Source organism: Pseudomonas sp. GW821-FHT02C04 (assembly GCF_059421845.1).
In genome coordinates this window covers 35182-57201 of the sequence record NZ_JBWKVT010000008.1, presented here as the reverse complement: position 1 = coordinate 57201, position 22020 = coordinate 35182, and the positions used below count along the sequence as shown (strand labels likewise).

General features: G+C 62.3%; 15 protein-coding genes. 10 read left to right on the top strand and 5 right to left on the bottom strand.

Features of this window, described 5'->3' with window-relative positions; genetic code table 11:
• Nucleotides 1–36: 36 nt before the first annotated feature.
• On the bottom strand, nucleotides 37–801 hold the full coding sequence (locus tag AC07VV_RS24655; RefSeq protein ID WP_064378756.1) for a GntR family transcriptional regulator: 765 nt from the start codon (nucleotides 799–801) through the stop codon (nucleotides 37–39).
• Nucleotides 802–1025: 224 nt separating this feature from the next.
• Between AC07VV_RS24655 and AC07VV_RS24650 the strand changes: the two genes are divergently transcribed.
• A complete protein-coding gene (locus AC07VV_RS24650; protein WP_085711917.1) occupies nucleotides 1026–2216 on the top strand; it encodes a benzoate/H(+) symporter BenE family transporter in 1191 nt (396 codons plus the stop codon).
• Nucleotides 2217–2274: 58 nt separating this feature from the next.
• Here the strand turns inward: AC07VV_RS24650 and AC07VV_RS24645 are convergent, their stop codons facing one another.
• Nucleotides 2275–2619, bottom strand: a complete 345-nt coding sequence (locus tag AC07VV_RS24645) for a YggL family protein (protein WP_011333263.1) — start codon at nucleotides 2617–2619, stop codon at nucleotides 2275–2277.
• Nucleotides 2620–2852: 233 nt separating this feature from the next.
• On the opposite strand from AC07VV_RS24645, the gene dacB reads away from it, so the two are divergent.
• Entirely contained in the window at nucleotides 2853–4313 is a 1461-nt protein-coding gene (dacB, locus tag AC07VV_RS24640; RefSeq protein WP_495037718.1) for a D-alanyl-D-alanine carboxypeptidase/D-alanyl-D-alanine endopeptidase, read from the top strand.
• Nucleotides 4314–4386: 73 nt separating this feature from the next.
• Here the strand turns inward: dacB and AC07VV_RS24635 are convergent, their stop codons facing one another.
• Together AC07VV_RS24635 and rlmKL are read right to left on the bottom strand one after the other, a co-directional pair.
• Entirely contained in the window at nucleotides 4387–6771 is a 2385-nt protein-coding gene (locus AC07VV_RS24635) for a sensor domain-containing diguanylate cyclase (RefSeq protein WP_495037717.1), read from the bottom strand.
• Nucleotides 6772–6915: 144 nt separating this feature from the next.
• The gene (gene rlmKL / locus AC07VV_RS24630; protein WP_495037716.1) at nucleotides 6916–9186 is read right to left on the bottom strand and encodes a bifunctional 23S rRNA (guanine(2069)-N(7))-methyltransferase RlmK/23S rRNA (guanine(2445)-N(2))-methyltransferase RlmL; all 2271 of its coding nucleotides are present in this window, start codon (nucleotides 9184–9186) and stop codon (nucleotides 6916–6918) included.
• Nucleotides 9187–9716: 530 nt separating this feature from the next.
• On the opposite strand from rlmKL, the gene rmf reads away from it, so the two are divergent.
• Nucleotides 9717–9932, top strand: a complete 216-nt coding sequence (gene rmf / locus AC07VV_RS24625) for a ribosome modulation factor (protein ID WP_003223300.1) — start codon at nucleotides 9717–9719, stop codon at nucleotides 9930–9932.
• 139 nt (nucleotides 9933–10071) lie between these two features.
• Here rmf and AC07VV_RS24620 read toward each other — a convergent pair whose 3' ends face one another.
• On the bottom strand, nucleotides 10072–11091 hold the full coding sequence (locus AC07VV_RS24620; protein ID WP_192560172.1) for a quinone-dependent dihydroorotate dehydrogenase: 1020 nt from the start codon (nucleotides 11089–11091) through the stop codon (nucleotides 10072–10074).
• A 223-nt stretch (nucleotides 11092–11314) separates the two neighbouring features.
• Between AC07VV_RS24620 and AC07VV_RS24615 the strand changes: the two genes are divergently transcribed.
• From AC07VV_RS24615 to AC07VV_RS24585, 7 genes are all read left to right on the top strand, one after another.
• Nucleotides 11315–12526 (top strand): CmpA/NrtA family ABC transporter substrate-binding protein, encoded by a 1212-nt coding sequence (locus AC07VV_RS24615; RefSeq protein WP_495037715.1) that lies wholly within the window; start codon nucleotides 11315–11317, stop codon nucleotides 12524–12526.
• Nucleotides 12527–12541: 15 nt separating this feature from the next.
• Nucleotides 12542–13117, top strand: a complete 576-nt coding sequence (locus tag AC07VV_RS24610; protein WP_007916390.1) for an ANTAR domain-containing response regulator — start codon at nucleotides 12542–12544, stop codon at nucleotides 13115–13117.
• 220 nt (nucleotides 13118–13337) lie between these two features.
• Nucleotides 13338–14549 carry a nitrate/nitrite transporter gene (locus tag AC07VV_RS24605; RefSeq protein WP_102686943.1) on the top strand — a complete coding sequence of 404 codons (1212 nt, stop codon included), beginning with the start codon at nucleotides 13338–13340 and terminating at the stop codon, nucleotides 14547–14549.
• A 7-nt stretch (nucleotides 14550–14556) separates the two neighbouring features.
• Nucleotides 14557–16227, top strand: a complete 1671-nt coding sequence (locus AC07VV_RS24600) for a bifunctional protein-serine/threonine kinase/phosphatase (RefSeq protein ID WP_495037714.1) — start codon at nucleotides 14557–14559, stop codon at nucleotides 16225–16227.
• Between the two features lie 309 nt (nucleotides 16228–16536).
• Nucleotides 16537–18990: a nitrite reductase large subunit NirB gene (gene nirB / locus AC07VV_RS24595; protein ID WP_085732400.1), complete on the top strand. Its 2454-nt coding sequence runs from the start codon at nucleotides 16537–16539 to the stop codon at nucleotides 18988–18990.
• Nucleotides 18987–19304, top strand: coding sequence for a nitrite reductase small subunit NirD (gene nirD, locus AC07VV_RS24590; RefSeq protein WP_495037713.1), 318 nt, complete (start codon nucleotides 18987–18989; stop codon nucleotides 19302–19304). Before nirB ends, nirD begins: the two co-directional genes overlap by 4 nt.
• Nucleotides 19304–22018 (top strand): nitrate reductase, encoded by a 2715-nt coding sequence (locus AC07VV_RS24585; RefSeq protein WP_495037712.1) that lies wholly within the window; start codon nucleotides 19304–19306, stop codon nucleotides 22016–22018. Before nirD ends, AC07VV_RS24585 begins: the two co-directional genes overlap by 1 nt.
• Nucleotides 22019–22020: the final 2 nt, after the last annotated feature.

Below are 22020 nucleotides of genomic sequence, written 5' to 3'. Positions count from 1 at the left end.
TCAGTCCGGGGGATTTTTATTGCCTGTCGATTCGCTTCAGAGCTTGGCCGCCGGCCGCCCCGGCTTCTTGGTCTGCAACAGGTGCGAGAACACCGCATGCAGATCGTCCGAAGCGCTTTCCTCGTCGAGGTTGAGTTTGCTGTCGATGTGATCCATGTGATGCATCATCAGGTCCACCGCCAGCTCACCGTTGCGCGCCTCGATGGCGTCGATCAACTGGGTGTGTTCGTCGTAGGAACAGTGCGAGCGGTTGCCACTTTCATATTGGGCGATGATCAGCGACGTCTGCGAAACCAGGCTGCGCTGGAAACTGATCAGCGGAGCGTTCTTCGCCGCTTCGGCCAGTTTCAGGTGGAATTCGCCCGAGAGACGGATGCCAGCACCGCGATCGCCACGGGAGAAGCTGTCGCGTTCGTCGTTGACCATCTGACGCAATTCGGCGATCTGCTCGGCCGTGGCGTGCTGCACCGCCAGTTCAGTGATCGCGCGCTCCACCAGACGCCGGGCGAGGAACACCTGACGCGCCTCTTCGACGCTCGGGCTCGCCACCACCGCGCCACGGTTCGGCCGCAACAGCACCACGCCTTCATGGGCCAGACGCGAGAGTGCGCGGCGAATGATGGTGCGGCTGACCCCGAAAATTTCCCCCAGCGCTTCTTCGCTCAACTTTGTACCGGGCGCCAGACGCTGTTCGAGGATGGCCTCGAAGATATGCGCATAGACAATATCGTCCTGGGTTCCGCTGCGGCCGGCTTTGCCTGCTCGCGGTTGTTTCTTGAGGGGTTGCAACTGTTCGTTCATGGGCACTCGAGTCGGGAAGAACTGCGGCGAATTGACCGTGACTGTAATACGGCACAGTGGGTCGCTGGCAAGTATCGCGTAAAAAACAGCGCGATTGTACACAATGGAAGGTGGCAACACGACTGTACGGCTGTTTGTGACTTCGGCTGTATTGCAACGCATCGTTACGTTTGAGTTTAGGCTTAAACCCGAAATCCGTGGCTTGAACAAGGAACGCCGCTGTCATGAACGAAATCACCCACACCCGACTGCGCCCCTTTGCGGACACATCGCCCTCCGCCATCGTCGCCGGATTCATCGCGATGATGACCGGCTACACCAGTTCGCTGGTGCTGATGTTCCAGGCCGGACAGGCCGCGGGCCTGACCAGCGGGCAGATTTCCTCGTGGATCTGGGCGATTTCCATCGGTATGGCGGTGTGTTCGATCGGGCTGTCCCTGCGCTATCGCACGCCGATCACCATTGCCTGGTCGACGCCCGGCGCAGCGCTGTTGATCACCAGTCTTGGCGGCGTTACCTACGGCGAAGCCATTGGCGCCTACATTACCTGCGCGGTACTGGTGACCATTTGTGGCCTGACCGGCAGCTTCGAACGACTGGTGAAAAAGATCCCGGCCTCCCTCGCCGCGGCTTTGCTGGCGGGGATTCTGTTCAAGATCGGCAGCGAAATCTTCGTCGCCGCACAACACCGTACCGGGCTGGTACTGGGGATGTTCTTCACTTATCTGCTGGTCAAACGCCTGACGCCGCGTTATGCGGTACTCGCCGCGCTGCTGATCGGCACCGCGTTGTCGGGCTTCATGGGGCTGCTGGACTTCAGCGGCTTCCATCTGGAAGTGGCGACACCGGTCTGGACCACGCCGCACTTCTCCCTCGCGGCGACCATCAGCATCGGCATTCCGCTGTTCGTGGTGGCGATGACCTCGCAAAACATGCCCGGCGTCGCCGTGCTGCGCGCCGACGGCTACAACGTCCCGGCCTCGCCGCTGATCACCACCACCGGCATCGCCTCGCTGCTGCTGGCGCCGTTCGGCTCCCACGGCATCAACCTGGCGGCGATCAGCGCCGCGATCTGCACCGGGCCCCATGCCCATGAGGATCGCAACAAACGCTACACGGCAGCGGTGTGGTGCGGGATTTTCTACGGGATTGCCGGGGTGTTCGGCGCCACGCTGGCGGCGCTGTTTGCCGCGCTGCCCAAGGAACTGGTGCTGTCGATTGCCGCGCTGGCGCTGTTCGGTTCGATCATCAATGGCTTGAGCATTGCCATGACCGAAGTGAAGGAGCGGGAAGCGGCACTTATCACCTTCATGGTCACGGCGTCGGGGCTGACGCTGTTTTCCATCGGTTCGGCCTTCTGGGGGATTGTCGCGGGGGTGCTGACCTTGCTGATCCTCAACTGGCGCAAGGCATGATTCGTTAAAAAGCAGGCATAAAAAAACGGCGACCCTCAGGTCGCCGTTTTTTTCAGTATCACTTAGCCGCGTTGATCGGCTTTTCCGGATACCAAACGTCCAGCAGCGGGCTGATTTCGGTGGTGGTCAGCTCGGAGCGGGTTTTCAGCCAGGCTTCAACAGCAGCGCGCTGCTCTTCGGAGACCGAGCCACGCTTCTGCAGGCAAACCAGACCGAAGTCGTCGCCGCCGACATAGCCCAGACCGTTGGCTTCCATGGCTTCTTTGATGAATGCTTCGAGGAAAGCGTCAATGGCTTCTTCGGACAGGTCTTCTTTGAAGCCCAGGTTCAGTTCGAAACCCAGCTCTTGAAATTCATCGACGCACAGTTTTTTGCGCAGACGCTGGGAACGGTTAGTCGCCATTGGAACAATCCTCTTAAGTAATAACGGCCGGCACTTTACCAGTTTAAGGCGGCGATTGCCCGCCTATCCGGGACGAGCGTGCGACCGCCCGTAAAAAAATAACGAATTGGCACCCTTGCGAAAGGCACAAGCTGTTACACCTTGGGGCATAATGCCGACACTTTCATGACCACTGAGGACCTTTTCATCCATGTCCTCGTCTTTTTCCCCTCGGCTGTAGGGTTTTATTTCATATGATCAAATCGTTGCGTCCCCTGCTCCTGGCCGGCCTTCTTCTGCCGCTGGCTCTGCCCGTCTCCGCTGCCACCATCAACACGTCCCTGACCCCCAACGTCGAAAAAGCCCTCAAGGCCAGCAAGCTGCAGCCCACTGCCCTGTCGCTGGTGATGGTGCCGCTGGATGGCCCGGGCACGCCGACCGTGTACAACGCCGACGTGTCGGTCAACCCGGCCTCGACCATGAAACTGGTCACCACTTACGCGGCGCTGGAAATGCTCGGCCCCAACCATCAGTGGAAAACCGAGTTCTACACCGACGGCGACCTGAACAGCGGCATTCTCAACGGCAACCTCTACCTCAAGGGTGGCGGCGATCCGAAGCTGAACATGGAAAAACTCTGGCTGCTGATGCGCGACCTGCGCGCCAACGGCGTGACTCAGATCACCGGCGACCTGGTGCTGGACCGCAGCTTCTTCGTGCAGCCGCAACTGCCGGAGTTCAACGATGACGGCAATGACGAGAACAAGCCGTTCCTGGTCAAGCCGGACTCGCTGCTGGTCAACCTCAAGGCCCTGCGTTTCGTGGCCCGCAATGACAATGGCCGGGTATTGATCTCGGTCGAACCGCCGATTGCCAGCATCAACATCGAAAACACCGTCAAAGCGGTGAACTCGAAACAGTGCACCGGCGGCGTGCGCTACAACCCCGTTCCACAGGCCGATGGCAGCGTGACCGTGACCGTTGCCGGCCAGTTGGGCGAAGGCTGCAGCTCGCAGACTTACCTGTCGCTGCTTGACCACGCGACCTACACCGCTGGCGCCGTGCGAGCGATCTGGAAGGAACTGGGTGGCAGCATCCAGGGCAAGGATCGTCTGGCCCCGACCCCGAGCAGCGCCAAGGTGCTGGCCCGTGCGTTCTCGCCGGATCTGGCGGAAATCATCCGCGACATCAACAAATACAGTAACAACACCATGGCTCAGCAGCTGTTCCTGAGCCTGGGCCAGAAATTCCGCAACGACGCCGACGGCGATGACGCCAAGGCGGCGCAGCGCGTGGTACGTCAGTGGCTGGCGAAGAAAGGCATCACCGCGCCGCACCTGGTGATGGAGAACGGCTCCGGCCTGTCCCGTGCCGAGCGGGTCAGCGCCCGGGAAATGGCCGCCATGCTGCAAGCCGCGTGGCACAGCCCGTACGCCGCCGAGTACATCAGCTCGCTGCCGATCGCCGGCACCGACGGCACCATGCGCAAACGCCTGAAGACCACCGCGATGCGCGGCGAAGCCCACGTCAAGACCGGCACCCTGAACACCGTGCGCGCCATCGCCGGCTTCAGCCGCGACGTCAACGGCAACACCTGGGCGGTGGTGGCGATTCTCAACGACAAGGCGCCGTTCGGTGCATCGTCGGTACTGGATCAGGTTCTACTGGATCTCTACAAACAGCCGCGAGCGCCGCAGACGGCTTCCGTTCTGTAACTCCCCTGCGCGATTGTTCCCACGTCGAGGCGTCGAACCGTCCGCGTGGGAACGATCACAATGAGAGACCGGATCAGCTCATCTGCCGCTCGACCCGATCCCGCCCGCCCTGCTTCGCCGCGTAAACCCCCGAATCAGCCCGCAGCAACAGCGCATCCGCGCCCTCTCCCGGCCGCCAGCTGGCAATACCGAAACTGGCCGTCACCACGCCCACCACATCCACCGGCGCACCGCGCAGGCCTTGCCATAGCTCCACGGCCAGCATGTACGCGTGGTCACCGTCGATGTCCGGGCACAGCACCATGAACTCTTCGCCGCCCAGGCGACAGAACACGTCGGTACGCCGCAGACGATGGCCGATGCGCTCACACACCGCCTGCAACACCCGGTCGCCGACCGCATGGCCGTACTGATCGTTGATCCGCTTGAAGTGGTCGATGTCGAGCATGATCACCGACAGTTCGCCGCCCCCGCGCTCGACCCGAGCCATCTCGGTGGTCAGGCGTTCCTGGAAATAACGCCGGTTGTGGATACCGGTCAACGAATCCGTCACCGACAACGCGCGCAACTCTTCTTCCACCCGTTTCAGGTCGGAAATGTCCGAGATGTAGCCATGCCACAGCACGCCGCCGCCCGGCAGTTCTTCGGGGGTCGCCTCACCGCGCACCCAGCGCAGACCGCGCCCGGGCAACTGCACGCGGTATTCCTCGCGCCATGGGCTGAGGTTGTCGGCCGAGGCGCGGATCGACTTGCGCACGCGGCTGACGTCCTGCGGATGAATGCGGGTGAAGATCGCTTCGGCGTTGAGCAGCAACACATCCGGTTCCAATTCGTAGATCTCGCGGATGCCGTCGCTGGCGTAGATCACGCTGAAGCGCCCGTCGAATTCCATCTTGAACTGATAGATCCCGCCCGGAACGTGAGCGCTGAGTTTCTTCAGCAGCACGTCCCGCGCTGCCAAGGCTTCGTGTACGCGCTTGCGTTCGGTGATGTCGATGCAGATCGCCAGGTGCCCGACCCACAGCCCCTGCTCATCGAGCACCGGGGTGGCGAGCATGTTTACCGGCAGATGACTGCCGTCCTTGCGCACCAGCGTCCACTCGCGCGCCTCATGTCCGCCAACTTCGCCGCCCTCCACCAGCATCGCCTGGCAGGTCGGGATGGCCTTGCCATAACGGGCGCTCAGTTCCGCCGCGCGGGTAATCAGCTCCCGGGGGAAATGCAGGTTTTCCAGGGTCATGTGGCCGACCACCTCGGCGCTGTGGTAACCGAGCATCTGCTCCGCGCCGGGGTTGAAGGTGTTGATCACGCCGCGCAGGTCAGTGGCGATGATCGCCACTTGTGTCGCCGCGTTGAGCACCCCGCGTAACTGACCGTGGGTGCCCCGCAGTTCCTGTTCACGCTCATGCAGTTCCTGGGTGCGCAGTTCGACCATGCGCAAGGCCCGCTGGCGCTGACTGACCAGCACGTACAGCAGCGCGCTGAGCAGCAGGCTGAGCAAACCGCCGAGGACCACCACGCTGCCAACCGACGAATGGTTGGCCTGCAGGAAGGCCTCGCTGGGCGAGATATCGACCTGATAGTCGTGGTCGGCCATGCGCACCAGCCGCGTGGCTGACAGATCACTCGGCGCCGGTTCATTGGTCGATTCGAACAACACCTCGTGCTGATCGTTGGTCGACAGATCGAGGATCCGTACCGACAGGTAATCATGCAGCGCGTCCGGCAATCCATCGGCCAACAACTGGCGCATGCTGATCACCGCCATCACATAGCCGAACGACTTCGGCTCGCCCTCGCGCAGCACCGGCGCCACCAGCAGCACGCCCCGCGCATAGGCCGGCTCGATACTGACCAGATGCATCGGCTGCGACACCGCCAGGCCGCCCAACTGATCGGCGCGCTCCAGCGTCGAGCGACGCAACGGCTGGGCCAGCAAGTCATAACCCAGCGGCGAACCGAGCCGGCTCTGGGTCTGGCTGTACACCACCACGACGTATTCATCCCGGGCCGCAGCCAGTTGCAGCTCACCGCGGGCATTGAGTTCGCGCACGCTGAAGGTACTCAGGCCTTCGTCACGCACCCGCTGCTCGAACGCAGCGCGCTCGGAACCGCTCACCCGCAAGGCGAACGAATAGGCCTGGGTGCGCAGTAATAAAGGTTGGGTGTAGCCGTCGAATTCGGCGCGGGATACCGATTCGGAGTTGGCGAAGAACCGGCGCAGGCCATCGAGGCGTTGCTCCTGATCCTGAAAACGTTCTTCGATGCGGCTGTAGCGCTCATTGGCCAGCAGTTGAAAACGCTGGCGCAACTGGCTGTGAAACTGATTGAGGGTGGCCCAGGCGAGCAGCCCCGTGAGAATCCCGCCGGCGAGCAATACCAGCAGCGCGACCAGCCAGGCCGAGACTTCTTCGCTGATAAAACCCAGGATCTTTGGGCGCACGGGGTGCAACGACATAAGGGCCACTCACTACGCCAGTACTTGCGGGATAACCCCATTGGCCGTGAGTGAGTTATAGCTATTAGCCACTAATTTGGCTAGCTCTGATCGGATCCAAGAGCCTTAAAAATCAAGGCTCTGTGGATCCAATTGATCAGGGTGTCAACGGGCCGTGATTTTCCAGGCGCGGTGGATCTTGCCGTTGCGGGCGAAGTCCGGATCGATGGTGCTGGCGGTGATTTCCTCGACCGTATAACGCTCGGCCAGGTTGTCTTCCAGCTGGAACTTGCGGAAGTTGTTGGAGAAGTACAACACTCCGCCGGTTGCCAGGCGGGCCATGGCCAGGTCGATCAACTGCACCTGATCACGCTGCACGTCGAAGATCCCTTCCATGCGTTTGGAGTTGGAGAAGGTCGGCGGGTCGATGAAGATCAGGTCGTACTCTTCCCGGCTGCTTTCCAGCCACGCCATCACATCGCCCTGCTCCAGACGGTTCTTGTCAGAGAAGCCGTTGAGCGACAGGTTGCGGCGCGCCCAGTCGAGGTAGGTTTTCGACAGGTCGACGCTGGTGGTGCTGCGCGCGCCGCCCTTGGCTGCGTGCACACTGGCGGTCGCGGTGTAGCAGAACAGGTTGAGGAAGCGCTTGCCGGCCGCCTCTTTCTGGATCCGCATGCGCATTGGCCGGTGATCGAGGAACAGCCCGGTGTCGAGGTAGTCGGTGAGGTTCACCAGCAGCTTCACGCCGCCTTCGGTGACTTCGTTGAACTTGCCCTGGGCCGCCTGACGTTCGTACTGCTTGGTGCCGCTCTGACGCTCGCGGCGCTTGACCACCACGCGGCTCTTGTCGATGTTCAGCGCCTGCGGGATGGCGGCCAGGGCGTCGAACATGCGGATCGAGGCCTTTTCCGGATCGATCGACTTCGGCGCGGCGTATTCCTGAACGTGCACCCAGTCGTGGTACAGGTCGATGGCCATCGCGTATTCCGGCATGTCCGCATCGTAGACACGGTAGCAGTCGATGCCTTCGCGCTTGACCCACTTGCCCATCGCCTTGAGGTTCTTCTGCAGGCGGTTGGCAAACATCTGCCCGCCTTCGCTCAGGCGCGGCTGCTCGATCACCGGAGCCGGGGCCGGCGTCGGTTTGATCGGGTTACCGTTCTTGTTGTACTTGCGCTCTTGCGGCTCGTTCGGCGCCTGATCGTATTCGGCTTGCTCGCGCTCGGCCTGGCGTTGCTCCGGGGTGCGACGCTCGCCGGTGACGAACTGATCCGGCAGCACTTTGATCAACAGCAGCTTGCACGGCAGCGCGCCGTTCCAGAACGAATACTGTTTGTGGCTACGGATGCCCATGCGCTTGCCCAGATCCGGCGCGCCGGTGAACACCGCCGCTTCCCAGTTCAGACAGGCCTGACGCAGACGCTCGCCGAGGTTCTGGTAGAGGTACAACAGGCTGGCTTCGTCACCCAGACGCTCGCCGTACGGCGGGTTGCAGATCACCAGACCTTTCTGGTTCTGGTCCGGGCGCGGTTCGAAGGTCGCCACTTCGCCCTGATAGATCTTGATCCATTCGCTCAGGCCGGCGCGTTCGACGTTGTTGCGGCCTGGCTGGATCAGCCGTGGGTCGGCTTCATAACCACGAATCCACAGCGGTGGCTTGGCCAGACCGGCAGCAGCACGCTCGGCAGCTTCTTCATGCAGCTTCTTCCACAGCGCCGGCACGTGACCGAGCCAGGCGGTGAAGCCCCACTGCTCGCGACGCAGGTTCGGCGCCATGTCGGCGGCGATCATGCCGGCTTCGACCAGGAACGTGCCGACACCGCACATCGGGTCAGCCAGCGCGCCACCTTCGGCGGCAATGCGCGGCCAGCCGGAGCGGATCAGGATCGCTGCCGCGAGGTTTTCCTTCAGCGGCGCCGCGCCCTGCTGCAAGCGGTAGCCGCGCTGGTGCAGGCTGTGGCCGGAGAGGTCGAGGGACAGAATCGCTTCGCCACGATCCAGGCGCAGGTGAATGCGCAGGTCCGGATTGAGCTTGTCGATGCTTGGACGGTCGCCCTGCGGGGTGCGCAGTTTGTCGACGATGGCGTCCTTGACCTTCAAGGCGCCGAAGTGGGTGTTGTCGATGCCCGAGCCGTGGCCGCTGAATTCAACAGCGAGAGTGCCGTCGGCGAGCATGTGGTCCTGCCATTCGACGTCGAGCACGCCGTGGTACAGGTCCTCGGCGTCTTTCATCGGGAAGCGCTTGAGCACCAGCAACACGCGGTTGGCCAGACGCGACCAGAGGCACAGACGATAAGCGGTTTCCATGGTCGCCATGCCACGCACGGCGGAGGTGTGCTCGCGGGCTTCTTCAAGGCCAAGCCCGACGGCTTCCTCGATGAGCAGGCCTTCAAGGCCTTTGGGGCAAGTGAGGAAGAGTTCGAAACGGTCGGACATGGTTTTTCCAGAGCCTTTGGCTAATGAACCGGCAACGCATTGCCGATCCGGTTTTCAATCAGGCGCTTTTCTACAAGAGCGCCCGCGTGGCACGAAGGTGTGCCGTTCCATCCCCGCTGCTCGGGTTAAAAGAGCTTAGATGCCGGGACAGATAAAAAAGTTGATGCAACAAAATGACTCAAAGCAACCCTTCGTCGAAAAGTACCCGACGGTAAACGTGGGTCATTCTCACTAAGGCATTAAACCTGTCATACAGCGCAGGGCCGATCATACCGGGGTTTGGTGAATAAACATTCATGAAACCTGGCGTTACTTATCGCCATAGCATCCTTTTCGTTACGTCCTTATGACAAAACGGTCATTCCCTCGATGTGACTCATTGGTTAGAACTGGACACAGGTTGACGTCGCAACGGCGTCAACACCTTGGCTCGCCACGCCGGCAGCGAGCCGCCAACGGCAGAGTTTTTCTGCCAGACCTCAATTGAGGTCGACGCGACAAAAACAGTCAACAAGTGAGGGAAACACCCTATGAGAAGACTTAAGCGTGATCCGTTGGAAAGAGCATTTTTGCGCGGATATCAATATGGCGTTGGTGGCAAATCCCGTGAGCTTTGCCCATTTACTCTACCGTCGGTACGTCAAGCCTGGATCAACGGCTGGCGAGAAGGACGCGGCGACAACTGGGACGGTATGACCGGCACTGCGGGAATCCACAGACTCAACGAACTTCACGCCGTCGGCTGACACAGGGCACTTATTCCGACACGACAATCTGATTTCGCAACACCCTGATCACCATGCACGTCCTTCCCGGACGGCGGGCTACGGCCCAGGGGCTCCTTCGAGGAGCCCTTTTTTATGCCTGCCTTTTTATGTCCGAAGATCAGCGCTTGGCCGCGATCGCGTCCACGGATTCACGGATCAGCGCCGGGCCCTTATAGATGAAGCCGGAGTAGATCTGCACCAGGCTCGCGCCGGCAGCGATCTTCTCGGCCGCATGTTTGCCTTCGGTGATACCGCCCGCCGCGATGATCGGCAGTTTGCCACCCAGCTCGGACGCCAGCACTTTGACCGTGTGGGTGCTCTTCTCGCGAACCGGCGCACCGGACAGACCGCCCGCCTCGTCACCGTGTTCCATGCCTTCGACGCCCACGCGGCTGAGGGTGGTGTTGGTGGCGATCACCGCGTCCATCCCGGTTTCGATCAGCGCTTGCGCGACCTGCGCGGTTTCTTCGTCGGTCATGTCCGGCGCGATCTTGATCGCCAGCGGTACATGTTTGCCGTGGCGCAGGGCCAGTTCGGCGCGGCGCGTGGCCAGGTCTGCCAGCAATTGCTTGAGCGAGTCGCCGAATTGCAGGCTGCGCAGGCCCGGGGTATTCGGCGAACTGACGTTGACCGTGATGTAGCTGGCGTGGGCGTAAACCTTGTCCAGGCAGATCAGGTAGTCATCGACCGCACGCTCGACCGGGGTGTCGAAGTTCTTGCCGATGTTGATCCCCAGCACGCCTTTGTATTTGGCCGCCGCGACCCGCGCCAGCAGGTTATCCACACCGAGGTTGTTGAAACCCATGCGATTGATGATCGCCTCGGCTTCCGGCAGGCGGAAAATCCGTGGTTTCGGGTTGCCCGGCTGCGGACGCGGGGTCACGGTGCCGATTTCGACAAAACCGAAACCCAGCTGCGCGAAGCCGTCGATGGCCGCGCCGTTCTTGTCCAGACCGGCCGCGAGACCCACAGGGTTCGGGAAGTCCAGGCCCATGACGTTCACCGGCAGCGACGCCGGGGCCTTGCACAGCAAGCCGTTGAGGCCCAAACGCCCGCCCGCGCCGATCAGATCCAGCGACAGATCGTGGGAGGTTTCCGGGGAAAGTTTGAACAACAGCTGACGGGCCAGGGTGTACATGGGCGGCTATGACTCGGGCGGCGAAAAGAGGCGGCGATTATAGCCGGGCATCGCCCTGCCGCGCGAGGCGCACACGCAAATCCCCTGCACTGGCATATGCCTTGCACCTTCCCCTGCATCAGCCCGCAGGCCAATGACGGCAGGCAGGCAAGGACAATGGCGTCGTCACCGGGTTTTGCCTCGACAAAGTCCGTGACGACGTTTTTTTTGAGGATGGCTTTTCATGACTCAAACCTCCGTCGGGCCACTGGCCTGGGTCAACGGCAGCGATGCCCCGGAAAAAAGCGCGATCAACCTCGGCTTCATGGCCCTGAGCGACTGCGCTTCAGTGGTGGTCGCCGCCACGCAGGGCTTTGCCCAGCCTTACGGCCTGACCCTGAACCTCAAGCGCCAGAGTTCCTGGGCCAACCTGCGCGACAATCTGGTCAGCGGCGAGCTCGATGCCGCCCACAGTCTGTACGGTCTGATCTACGCGGTGCACTTGGGCATCGGCGGCGTTGCGTCCACCGACATGGCGGTGCTGATGGGCCTGAACCAGAACGGTCAGAGCCTCAACCTGTCCCATGGTTTGCAGAGCCTGGGCGTGACCGGTCCTGAGGCGCTGTACCGTCATGTGCACCAAACCCGCGCAAGACTGACCTTTGCCCAGACTTTCCCCACCGGCACCCACGCCATGTGGCTTTATTACTGGCTCGCCAGTCAGGGCATCCATCCGTTGCAGAATGTCGACAGCGTGGTCGTACCGCCGCCGCAAATGGTCGCGCACCTGCAGGCCGGTCGCATCGACGGTTTCTGCGTGGGCGAGCCGTGGGCAGCCAGCGCGGTGCAGCTGAATCTCGGCTTCACAATGGCGACCAGCCAGACCATCTGGCCCGACCATCCGGAAAAAGTCCTCGGCTGCACCCGCGCCTTCGTCGAGCAATACCCCAACACCGCCCGCGCACTGGTGATGGCGATCCTCGAAGCCAGCCGTTTCATCGAAGAGAGCCCGGAAAACCGCCGCAGCACCGCGCAGTTGCTCAGCGCCGCCGAGTATCTGGACGCCCCGGTGTCCTGCATCGAACCGCGCTTTCTCGGCGACTACGACGATGGCCTCGGCAACCGCTGGCAGGATCCGCACGCCCTGCGCTTTCACGGCGATGGGGCGGTTAACCTGCCGTACCTGTCGGACGGCATGTGGTTCATGACCCAGTTCCGCCGCTGGGGTTTGCTGCGCGACGACCCGGACTACCTCGCCGTCGCCCGTCAGGTGCAGCAACTGGCGCTGTACCGCGACGCGGCCAGCGCTGTCGGTGTGCCGGTCGGTACCGAAGACATGCGCAGCAGCCAGTTGATCGACGGCAAGGTCTGGGACGGCAGCGACCCGGCCGCCTATGCGCAAGGCTTCAAGCTGCACGCGCTGAGCAATAACGCCCCCCTTCTCGCCCGCCGCTGACAGGAGACCGCGAACATGCTGCGCATTCTGCTGATCAACGACACCGCGAAAAAAGTCGGGCGCCTGAAAGCCGCGCTGACCGAGGCCGGTTTCGAGGTCATCGACGAGTCCGGCCTGACCATCGACCTGCCCGCACGCGTCGAAACGGTGCGCCCGGACGTGATCCTGATCGATACCGAGTCACCGAGCCGTGATGTGATGGAACAAGTGGTGCTGGTCAGCCGCGACCAGCCCCGGCCGATCGTGATGTTCACCGACGAGCATGACCCTGGCGTGATGCGTCAGGCGATCAAGTCCGGGGTCAGTGCCTACATCGTCGAAGGCATTCACGCACAACGCTTGCAGCCGATTCTCGACGTGGCCATGGCCCGCTTCGAAAGCGATCAGGCCCTGCGCGCCCAGCTTCAGGCCCGCGACCAGCAACTGGCCGAGCGCAAACGCATCGAACTGGCCAAGGGTCTGTTGATGAAAATGAAGGACTGCAACGAAGAAGAGGCCTACACCCTGATGCGCCGCCAGGCCATGAGCCGCCAGCAGAAACTGATTCAGGTGGCGGAGCAGATCATTGCCATGAGCGAGTTGCTCGGCTGAGCTGGCACAGATCTCGCTAAGCAATCCCTACAGGTAACCAACGGCGGTTGCCCCACCCACGACAAAGACGTCGCTCACCTTCTTCGCCCCATTCGGCGATCCGGGTAGCGGCGTTTTTGCGTTTTGGCCCCATTGACCGGGGCCGGTGGTGCGGCCGTGGCGGCGCCCCACTGTGCTGGTTCTGACTCCTTCTCGAGATTCTCTACCGCTGAGGTGCGCGATGAATAAAAGCTTCTGGAAATCCGGCCACACCCCGACCCTGTTCGCGGCCTTCCTGTATTTCGACCTGAGCTTCATGGTCTGGTACCTGCTCGGCCCGCTGGCGGTGCAGATCGCCGCCGACCTGCACCTGACCACCCAACAGCGCGGCCTCGTGGTGGCCACGCCGATCCTGGCCGGCGCCGTGCTGCGCTTTGCGATGGGCATGCTTGCCGATCGCCTGTCGCCGAAAACCGCCGGGCTGATCGGTCAGGTGATCGTGATCTGTGCGCTGTTCGGCGCCTGGAAACTCGGCATCCACAGCTACGAACAAGCCCTGTTGCTCGGCCTGTTCCTCGGCATGGCCGGCGCTTCGTTCGCCGTGGCGTTGCCGCTGGCCTCGCAGTGGTATCCACCCGAGCATCAGGGCAAGGCGATGGGGATTGCCGGCGCCGGCAACTCCGGCACCGTGTTCGCCGCGTTAATCGCCCCGGTGCTGGCCGCGTCGTTCGGCTGGAGCAATGTGTTCGGTTTCGCCCTGATTCCGTTGATCCTCACGCTGGTGCTGTTTGCGTGGCTGGCGAAAAACGCGCCGGAGCGACCAAAAGCCAAATCCATGGCCGACTACTTCAAGGCCCTGGGCGACCGCGACAGTTGGTGGTTCATGTTTTTCTACAGCGTCACCTTTGGCGGTTTCATCGGCCTGGCCAGCGCCCTGCCCGGCTACTTCAACGATCAATACGGTTTGAGTCCCGTCACCGCCGGTTACTACACCGCCGCCTGCGTGTTCGGCGGCAGCCTGATGCGCCCGCTGGGCGGCGCACTGGCCGACCGATTCGGCGGAATTCGCACATTGCTGGCGATGTACACCGTGGCGGCGGTCTGCATCGCGGCGGTCGGCTTCAACCTGCCGAGTTCCTACGCGGCGCTGGCCCTTTTCGTCTGCACCATGCTCGGTCTCGGTGCAGGGAATGGCGCGGTGTTCCAACTGGTGCCGCAGCGCTTTCGTCGCGAGATCGGCGTGATGACCGGGCTGATCGGCATGGCCGGCGGCATCGGCGGTTTTGCCCTCGCCGCCGGTATGGGCGCAATCAAACAGAGCACCGGCAGCTATCAACTGGCGCTGTGGTTGTTCGCCAGTCTTGGCGTATTGGCGTGGTTCGGTCTGCACGGGGTCAAGCGTCGCTGGAGAACCACCTGGGGCTCGGCGGCCGTGACCGCTGCCCGGGTCTGAGGCCCGCATGGCCCTGCAACTTAGCTTCGCTGAAGCCAGCGCCACCGGACCACGCGCGGAGAATCAGGACGCCCTGCGCCTGGTCACTCCAGCCCCGGCGCTGGCCGCCAGCAAAGGGTTTCTGTTCGCCATCGCCGACGGCGTCAGTCAGTGCGCCGATGGCGGTCTGGCTGCGCGCTCGACCTTGCAGGCGCTGGCGTTGGACTACTACGCCACCCCGCAGACCTGGAGCGTGGCTCAGGCGCTGGATCGCCTGTTGCTCGCGCAAAACCGCTGGTTGCAGGCCAATGGCGGCGGCCAGCCGTTACTCACCACCGTCAGCGCGCTGGTCCTGCGCGGCAGACGCTTCACGCTGGCGCATGTGGGGGATTGCCGGGTCTATCGCTGGCACGCCGACACCCTGCAGCGCATCACCGAGGATCACGTCTGGGAGCAACCGGGCATGCAGCACGTGCTCAAACGCGCACTAGGCCTGGACCAGCATCTGGTGCTGGATTTTCTCGACGGCGAACTGCGTGAGGGCGAAAGCTTCGTGCTGCTCAGCGACGGTGTCTGGGCCGCACTCGGCGACACGGCCATCGCCGGGATCCTGCGTGATCAACCGGATCTGCACAGTGCGGCACAAACCTTGGTCAACGCTGCGCATCTAGCCGGCAGCCAGGACAACGCCAGCGCCTTGCTGGTGCGGGTGGATGCCGTGGGGGAAGCGAGCATCGGCGATGCGCTGATCCAGTTGCAGCAATGGCCGCTGCCCCCGGTGCTCAAACCGGGCCAGACCTTCGAAGGCTGGCAGGTGCAAGGCATCGTCGGCCAGAGCCAGCAATCGTTGCTGTATCGCGTCCTCGATAGCCAAGGCCAGGCGTGGCTGTTGAAAACCTTGCCCACACGGCTGGCGGACGATGCCCACGCAGGTCAGGCCTTACTGGCGGAAGAATGGTTTCTCAAACGCGTGGCCGGGCGACACTTCCCTGAAGTCCATAGCGCCAGTCAGCGTCAGCATTTGTACTACGTGATGCGTGAATATTCGGGGATCACACTGGCGCGTCTGTTCGAGCAAAGCGGCCCGCTGCCCCTGCCTCAGTGGCAGGACGTGGCCGAACGCCTGTTGCGGGCCGTCGGCCTGCTGCATCGGCGGCAGATTCTGCACCGCGACATCAAGCCGGAGAACCTGCTGCTGGGGGATGACGGTGAATTGCGCCTGCTGGATTTCGGTCTGGCGTATTGCCCCGGTCTTTCGCAGGACACTCCGTCGACGCTGCCGGGAACCCCGAGCTACATCGCCCCGGAGTCCTTTCGGGGTGATACGCCCGAGGCTCGTCAGGATCTGTATGCGGTGGGCGTAACGTTGTATTTCCTGCTCACCGGGCATTTTCCCTACGGCGAGATTGAAGCCTTCCAGCGTCCGCGTTTCGGGGTGCCGGTGAGTGCGGCTCGCTATCGGCCAGATCTGCCGGAATGGCTGGCGCAGTGTCTGGAACGTGGCGTCTCGGCCGATCCGCTGCAACGCTATGAAACCGCCGAGGAATGGCTACTGACGCTGGAACAGGGTGAACGCCGCAGCCTGAATGTACGCCCTCGGCCCTTGCTCGAACGGGAGCCACTGAAAGTCTGGCGGACACTGGCGTTGCTGGCACTGCTGGGCAATCTGGTGCTGATGTTTCTGTTGTTTCATGGCTAATCCAGCGCTCCATTAACGGGCGTGCCGCTTCCATTCAGTGCAAAAGCCACAATGAACTTCTGGCCAATTCCAGCACTATCCCAGTGAATTCGGGGCTCACCGCGACTTGGCACAACCACTGCATTAACGTTTTCAACTGACATAAAGCCCGACCTTCAACGACGAAGGCCAGGCTTCCCGAGAGAACGGGACAAGGACAAAGGCGTCCTCGCTAGGTAACTGGCGGGACGCCTTTTTTGTTTGCGCCATTTTTGTCGAGCAAGGCCTGACTGCCCACAAGAGGCAAGCCCGAAGCTTGCGGAGAACCTGATGAAAAAACTCAAACTGGTGATGATCGGCAATGGCATGGCCGGGGTCCGTACCCTGGAAGAACTGCTCAAGCTGAGCAACGAGCTGTACGACATCACGGTCTTCGGCGCCGAACCGCACACCAACTACAACCGCATCCTGCTGTCACCAGTGCTGGCCGGCGAGCAGACCTTCGAAGAGATCGTGCTCAACGACCTCGACTGGTATCTGCAAAACAACATCAAACTGCTGCTCAACCGCAAAGTGGTGGAGATCGACCGGGTCAAGCGCCGGGTGATCGCCGAAGACGGCACCGAGGCCGAATACGATCGCCTGCTGATCGCCACCGGCTCGACCCCGTTCATCCTGCCGATCCCCGGCAACACCTTGCAGGGCGTGATCGGTTACCGCGACATCGCCGACACCCAGGCGATGATCGACACCGCCAAGACCCACAAGCACGCCGTGGTGATCGGCGGCGGCCTGCTCGGCCTCGAAGCGGCCAACGGCCTGATGTTGCGCGGCATGCACGTCACCGTGGTGCACCTCGGTGAATGGCTGCTGGAACGGCAACTGGACAAGACCAGCGGCCAGCTCCTGCAAACCGCCCTCGAATCCCGTGGCCTGCACTTTCGCCTGTGCGAACAGACCCAGGCCCTGCACGACGCCGGCAACGGCCGCGTCGGCTCGGTGCAATTCAAGAACGGCGACATCATTCCTGCCGATCTCGTCGTCATGGCCGCCGGCATTCGCCCTAATACCGAACTGGCGGAAAAGGCCGGAATCCCGTGCAATCGCGGCATCCTGGTCAACGACACCCTGCAAACCTACGACCCGCGCATCTATGCCATCGGCGAATGCGCCAGCCACCGTGGCATTGCCTACGGCCTGGTGGCGCCGCTGTTCGAACAGGCCAAGGTCTGCGCCAACCACCTGGCGCAACTGGGTTTCGCCCGCTATCAGGGCTCGGTGACTTCGACCAAATTGAAAGTCACCGGCATCGACCTGTTTTCCGCCGGTGATTTCATGGGCGGCGAAGGCACCGAGACCATCACCCTCTCCGACCCGATCGGCGGGGTGTACAAAAAACTGGTGATCAAGGATGACGTGCTGGTCGGCGCCTGTCTGTACGGCGATACGGCAGATGGCGGTTGGTATTTCCGGCAGATTCGTGAGAATCACGCCATCGGCGAGATCCGCGATCACCTGATGTTTGGAGAAAACGCTTTAGGCGACGTAGGACATCAAGGCCAGGACAAAGCCATGAGCATGGCCGACAACGCCGAAGTCTGCGGCTGCAACGGCGTGTGCAAGGGCACCATCGTCAAGGCAATTCAGGAACACGGGCTGTTCAGCGTCGACGAAGTGAAGAAACACACCAAGGCGGCCAGCTCCTGCGGCTCCTGCGCCGGGCTGGTCGAGCAGATCCTGATCAATACCGTTGGCGGCGCGGCGGACGTCAAACCGAAAAGCGAAAAAGCCATCTGCGGTTGCAGCGACCTCAACCACGGCCAGATCCGCCAGGCCATCCGCGAGCAGCACCTGCTGACCATCGCCGGCACCATGAGTTACCTCAACTGGCGCACCCCGAACGGCTGCGCCACCTGCCGCCCGGCCCTCAACTACTACCTGATTTCCACCTGGCCCGGTGAGGCCAAGGACGATCCGCAGTCGCGCCTGATCAACGAACGGGCCCACGCCAACATTCAAAAGGACGGCACCTATTCAGTGGTGCCACGGATGTGGGGCGGCGTGACCAACCCGTCGGAACTGCGGCGGATTGCCGACGTGGCGGACAAATACCAGGTGCCGATGGTCAAGGTCACCGGCGGCCAGCGCATCGACTTGCTGGGGATCAAGAAGCAGGACCTGCCCGGTGTGTGGAAAGACCTCGACATGCCGTCCGGCCATGCCTACGGCAAATCCATCCGCACCGTGAAAACCTGCGTCGGCAGCGAGTTCTGCCGCTTCGGCACGCAGAATTCGACCCAGTTGGGCATCGACCTCGAACATGACCTGTTCAACATGTGGTCGCCGCACAAAGTGAAGCTGGCGGTCTCTGGATGCCCACGCAACTGTTCGGAAGCGGGGATTAAAGACGTAGGAATCATCGGCGTCGATTCCGGCTGGGAGATGTACATCGGTGGCAACGGCGGGATCAAGACCGAAGTCGCCGAGTTCTTCGTCAAGCTCAAGACCGCCGAGGAAGTGCGCGAATACAACGGCGCGTTCCTGCAGCTGTACCGCGAAGAAGCCTTCTACCTCGAACGCACCGTGCACTACCTGCAACGGGTCGGCATGGAGCACATCAAGAAAGCCGTGCTGGAAGATCCCGAGCGCCGCAAGGCCCTGAACGAGCGCCTGCAATTCTCCCTGTCGTTCGAACAGGACCCGTGGAAAGAGCGCCTCGCGCAGCCGCAACTGAAAAAAGAGTTCGACGTGATCCCCGTGAAAAACCTGGAGGTGCCGGCATGAACTGGCTCGATATCTGTGCCCTGGAAGAGATCAACGCCCTCGGTTCGCGGATCATCGCCGGGCCCAAAGGTGACATCGCGATCTTTCGTACAAGCGACGATGAGGTTTTCGCACTCGACGACCGCTGCCCGCACAAGGGCGGCCCGCTGTCTCAAGGCCTGATCTACGGCAAGCGCGTGGCCTGCCCGCTGCACAACTGGCAGATCGACCTGCAATCCGGTGAAGCCCAGGCACCGGACGTCGGTTGCGTGCATCATCACCCGGCCCGGGTCGAAAACGGCCGCGTGCAACTGGCCTTGCGGGACGCCGTCTGATGAACCGCCAGACGACCGCTTCGACCTGCTGTTATTGCGGGGTCGGCTGCGGCGTGCTGATCGAGCATGACGGCGAGCGCATTCTCGGCGTCAGCGGTGATCCGGCGCACCCGGCCAACTTCGGCAAACTGTGCAGCAAAGGCTCGACCCTGCACCTGACCGGTGATCTGACAGCGCGCGCGCTGTATCCGGAATTGCGCTTGGGCAAAGGTTTGGCGCGCAGTCATTGCGACTGGGACACAGCGCTGGAGCACGCCGCCAACGTATTCGCCGAAACCATCGCCGAACATGGCCCGGACAGCGTGGCGTTCTACATCTCCGGGCAGTTGCTGACCGAGGATTACTACGCCTTCAACAAACTGGCGCGGGCGCTGGTCGGCACCAACAACATCGACAGTAATTCGCGGCTGTGCATGTCCTCGGCGGTGGTCGGTTACAAGCGCAGCCTCGGTGCCGACGCACCACCGTGCAGCTATGAAGACCTGGAGCTGAGCGACTGCGTGCTGATCGTCGGCAGCAACATGGCCTACGCCCACCCGGTACTGTTTCGTCGGCTCGAAGAAGCCAAATCCCGTCGCCCGCAGATGAAAGTCATCGTCATCGACCCCCGACGCACCGACACTTGCGACCTCGCCGACCTGCATCTGGCGATTCTGCCGGGCACCGACGTCGCTTTGTTCCATGGGATTTTGCATCTGTTGTTGTGGGAAGACTGGATCGACCGTGACTTCATCAAGGCTCACACCGAAGGCCTCGCCGAGCTGAAAAGCCTGGTGCGCGATTACACCCCGGCGATGGTTTCGCAGCTGTGCGGAATCAGCGTCGAGCAATTGCAGCAATGTGCCGAATGGGTCGGCACCGCGCCGAGTTTTCTGTCGCTGTGGTGCATGGGCCTGAACCAGTCCACCGCCGGCAGCGCGAAGAACAGCGCGCTGATCAATCTGCACCTGGCCACCGGGCAAATCGGCCGGCCGGGCGCAGGACCTTTCTCCCTGACCGGTCAGCCGAATGCCATGGGCGGGCGGGAAACCGGCAGCCTCTCGAATTTGCTGCCCGGTCATCGTGAGGCTGCCAACCCGGAGCACCGCGCAGAAGTGGCGGCGTATTGGGGGGTGGAGTCACTGCCGGAAAACACCGGTCTCAGCGCCATCGAACTGTTCGAGCAAGTGCGCAGCGGCAAGATCAAAGCGCTGTGGATTGCCTGCACCAACCCGGCGCAATCGATGCCGGACCAGAACGCTGTGCGGGCTGCGCTGGAGGCTTGTCCGTTCGTGGTGTTGCAAGAGGCGTTTCGCACCACCGAAACCGCAGCGTTTGCCGATCTGCTGCTGCCGGCGGCCAGTTGGGGCGAGAAGGAAGGTTCGGTGACCAACTCCGAACGGCGGATTTCCCACGTGCGCAAAGCCATAGTCGCACCCGGTGAAGCACGACCGGACTGGGCGATCACGGTGGATTTCGCACAACGCCTGGAGAAACGTCTGCGCCCGCAACAGCCGAGCCTGTTTGCGTTTGACCGCCCCGCGCAATTGTTCGATGAATTCAAAGCACTGACCCGTGGCCGCGATCTGGACGTGTGCGGCATCAGTCATGGGTTGCTTGATGAAATCGGCCCGCAGCAATGGCCGTTTCCTGAGGGCGCCCGACAAGGCACTCCGCGCCTGTACTGCGACGGCATATTTCCTACGGCCAGCGGTCGTGCGCAGTTTGTTGCCGATCCCTATCGCGCTGCAAAAGAGCAACGGGACGCACGTTTTCCACTGACCCTGATCACCGGTCGCCTGCGTGATCAATGGCACGGTATGAGCCGCACCGGCACGGCGGCGCAGTTGTTCGGGCATGTCAGCGAAGCGGTACTGAGCCTGCACCCGGACGAATTGCGTCGGCACCGTTTGCAGCCGGGGGATCTGGTGAGTCTGAAGAGCCGCCGGGGCGCGGTGATCGTGGCGGTCGAAAGCGATGACAGTGTGCGTCCGGGCCAGGCCTTTCTGCCGATGCACTGGGGCGATCGTTTTCTCAAGGGCGGCGTGAACTGCCTGACCCTGCCCGCCTTCGATCCCTTGTCGAAGCAACCGGAACTCAAGCACAGCGGGGTACGTCTGGAACCGGTGAATCTGCCCTGGCAGCTTTTCGCACTGATCGAGGGCGATGTTCAACGGCACTTTGAGGCGCTTCGACCGCTGTGTGAGGCGTTTTCCTACGTCAGCCTCAGCCTTGTCGGACGCGAGCGTCCAGCGCTGCTGATACGCGCTGCCAGCGCCGCCGCACCCGATCCGCAATTGCTGCGCGAAATCGACCAGTGCCTGGCCCTGATCGAAGGCCCGGTACTGGCCTATGACGATCCGCGCCGGGCCATCGGCAAACGGGTACGCATCGAGAACGGGCGAATCACGGCCATCCGCCTCGCTGGCGAAACCCTCGCCCAGCATTGGCTGCAAGGCTTGTGGCTGGAGGGCCGCGCAGACGAACAACTGCGGCGCTGGCTGCTGGCGCCGATGAGTGCGCCGCCGGGCAATGCCGGTGTGCAGAGCGTTGCCGACAAGACTCTGTGCAATTGCAAAAACGTCAGCCACAGCGCGGTCTGCGCCGGCATTCGAGAAGGTCTGGATTTACAGGGTTTGAAAAACACACTGGGCTGCGGCACGCAATGCGGTTCCTGCGTCCCGGAAATCAAGCGTTTACTGGTCGCCGAAGCGCGGCCGGTCGCCGTCATCTGAAG

Bases quoted from the DNA above. Each gene is read 5' to 3' on its own strand.
- AC07VV_RS24650 (WP_085711917.1), top strand. From the start codon at position 1,026: ATGAACGAAATCACCCACACCCGACTGCGCCCCTTTGCGGACACATCG.
- nirD (WP_495037713.1), top strand. From the start codon at position 18,987: ATGAACTGGCTCGATATCTGTGCCCTGGAAGAGATCAACGCCCTCGGT.
- dacB (WP_495037718.1), top strand. From the start codon at position 2,853: ATGATCAAATCGTTGCGTCCCCTGCTCCTGGCCGGCCTTCTTCTGCCG.
- AC07VV_RS24615 (WP_495037715.1), top strand. From the start codon at position 11,315: ATGACTCAAACCTCCGTCGGGCCACTGGCCTGGGTCAACGGCAGCGAT.
- AC07VV_RS24605 (WP_102686943.1), top strand. From the start codon at position 13,338: ATGAATAAAAGCTTCTGGAAATCCGGCCACACCCCGACCCTGTTCGCG.
- AC07VV_RS24655 (WP_064378756.1), bottom strand. From the start codon at position 801: ATGAACGAACAGTTGCAACCCCTCAAGAAACAACCGCGAGCAGGCAAA.
- nirB (WP_085732400.1), top strand. From the start codon at position 16,537: ATGAAAAAACTCAAACTGGTGATGATCGGCAATGGCATGGCCGGGGTC.
- AC07VV_RS24600 (WP_495037714.1), top strand. From the start codon at position 14,557: ATGGCCCTGCAACTTAGCTTCGCTGAAGCCAGCGCCACCGGACCACGC.
- AC07VV_RS24620 (WP_192560172.1), bottom strand. From the start codon at position 11,091: ATGTACACCCTGGCCCGTCAGCTGTTGTTCAAACTTTCCCCGGAAACC.
- rlmKL (WP_495037716.1), bottom strand. From the start codon at position 9,186: ATGTCCGACCGTTTCGAACTCTTCCTCACTTGCCCCAAAGGCCTTGAA.
- AC07VV_RS24645 (WP_011333263.1), bottom strand. From the start codon at position 2,619: ATGGCGACTAACCGTTCCCAGCGTCTGCGCAAAAAACTGTGCGTCGAT.
- rmf (WP_003223300.1), top strand. From the start codon at position 9,717: ATGAGAAGACTTAAGCGTGATCCGTTGGAAAGAGCATTTTTGCGCGGA.
- AC07VV_RS24585 (WP_495037712.1), top strand. From the start codon at position 19,304: ATGAACCGCCAGACGACCGCTTCGACCTGCTGTTATTGCGGGGTCGGC.
- AC07VV_RS24610 (WP_007916390.1), top strand. From the start codon at position 12,542: ATGCTGCGCATTCTGCTGATCAACGACACCGCGAAAAAAGTCGGGCGC.
- AC07VV_RS24635 (WP_495037717.1), bottom strand. From the start codon at position 6,771: ATGTCGTTGCACCCCGTGCGCCCAAAGATCCTGGGTTTTATCAGCGAA.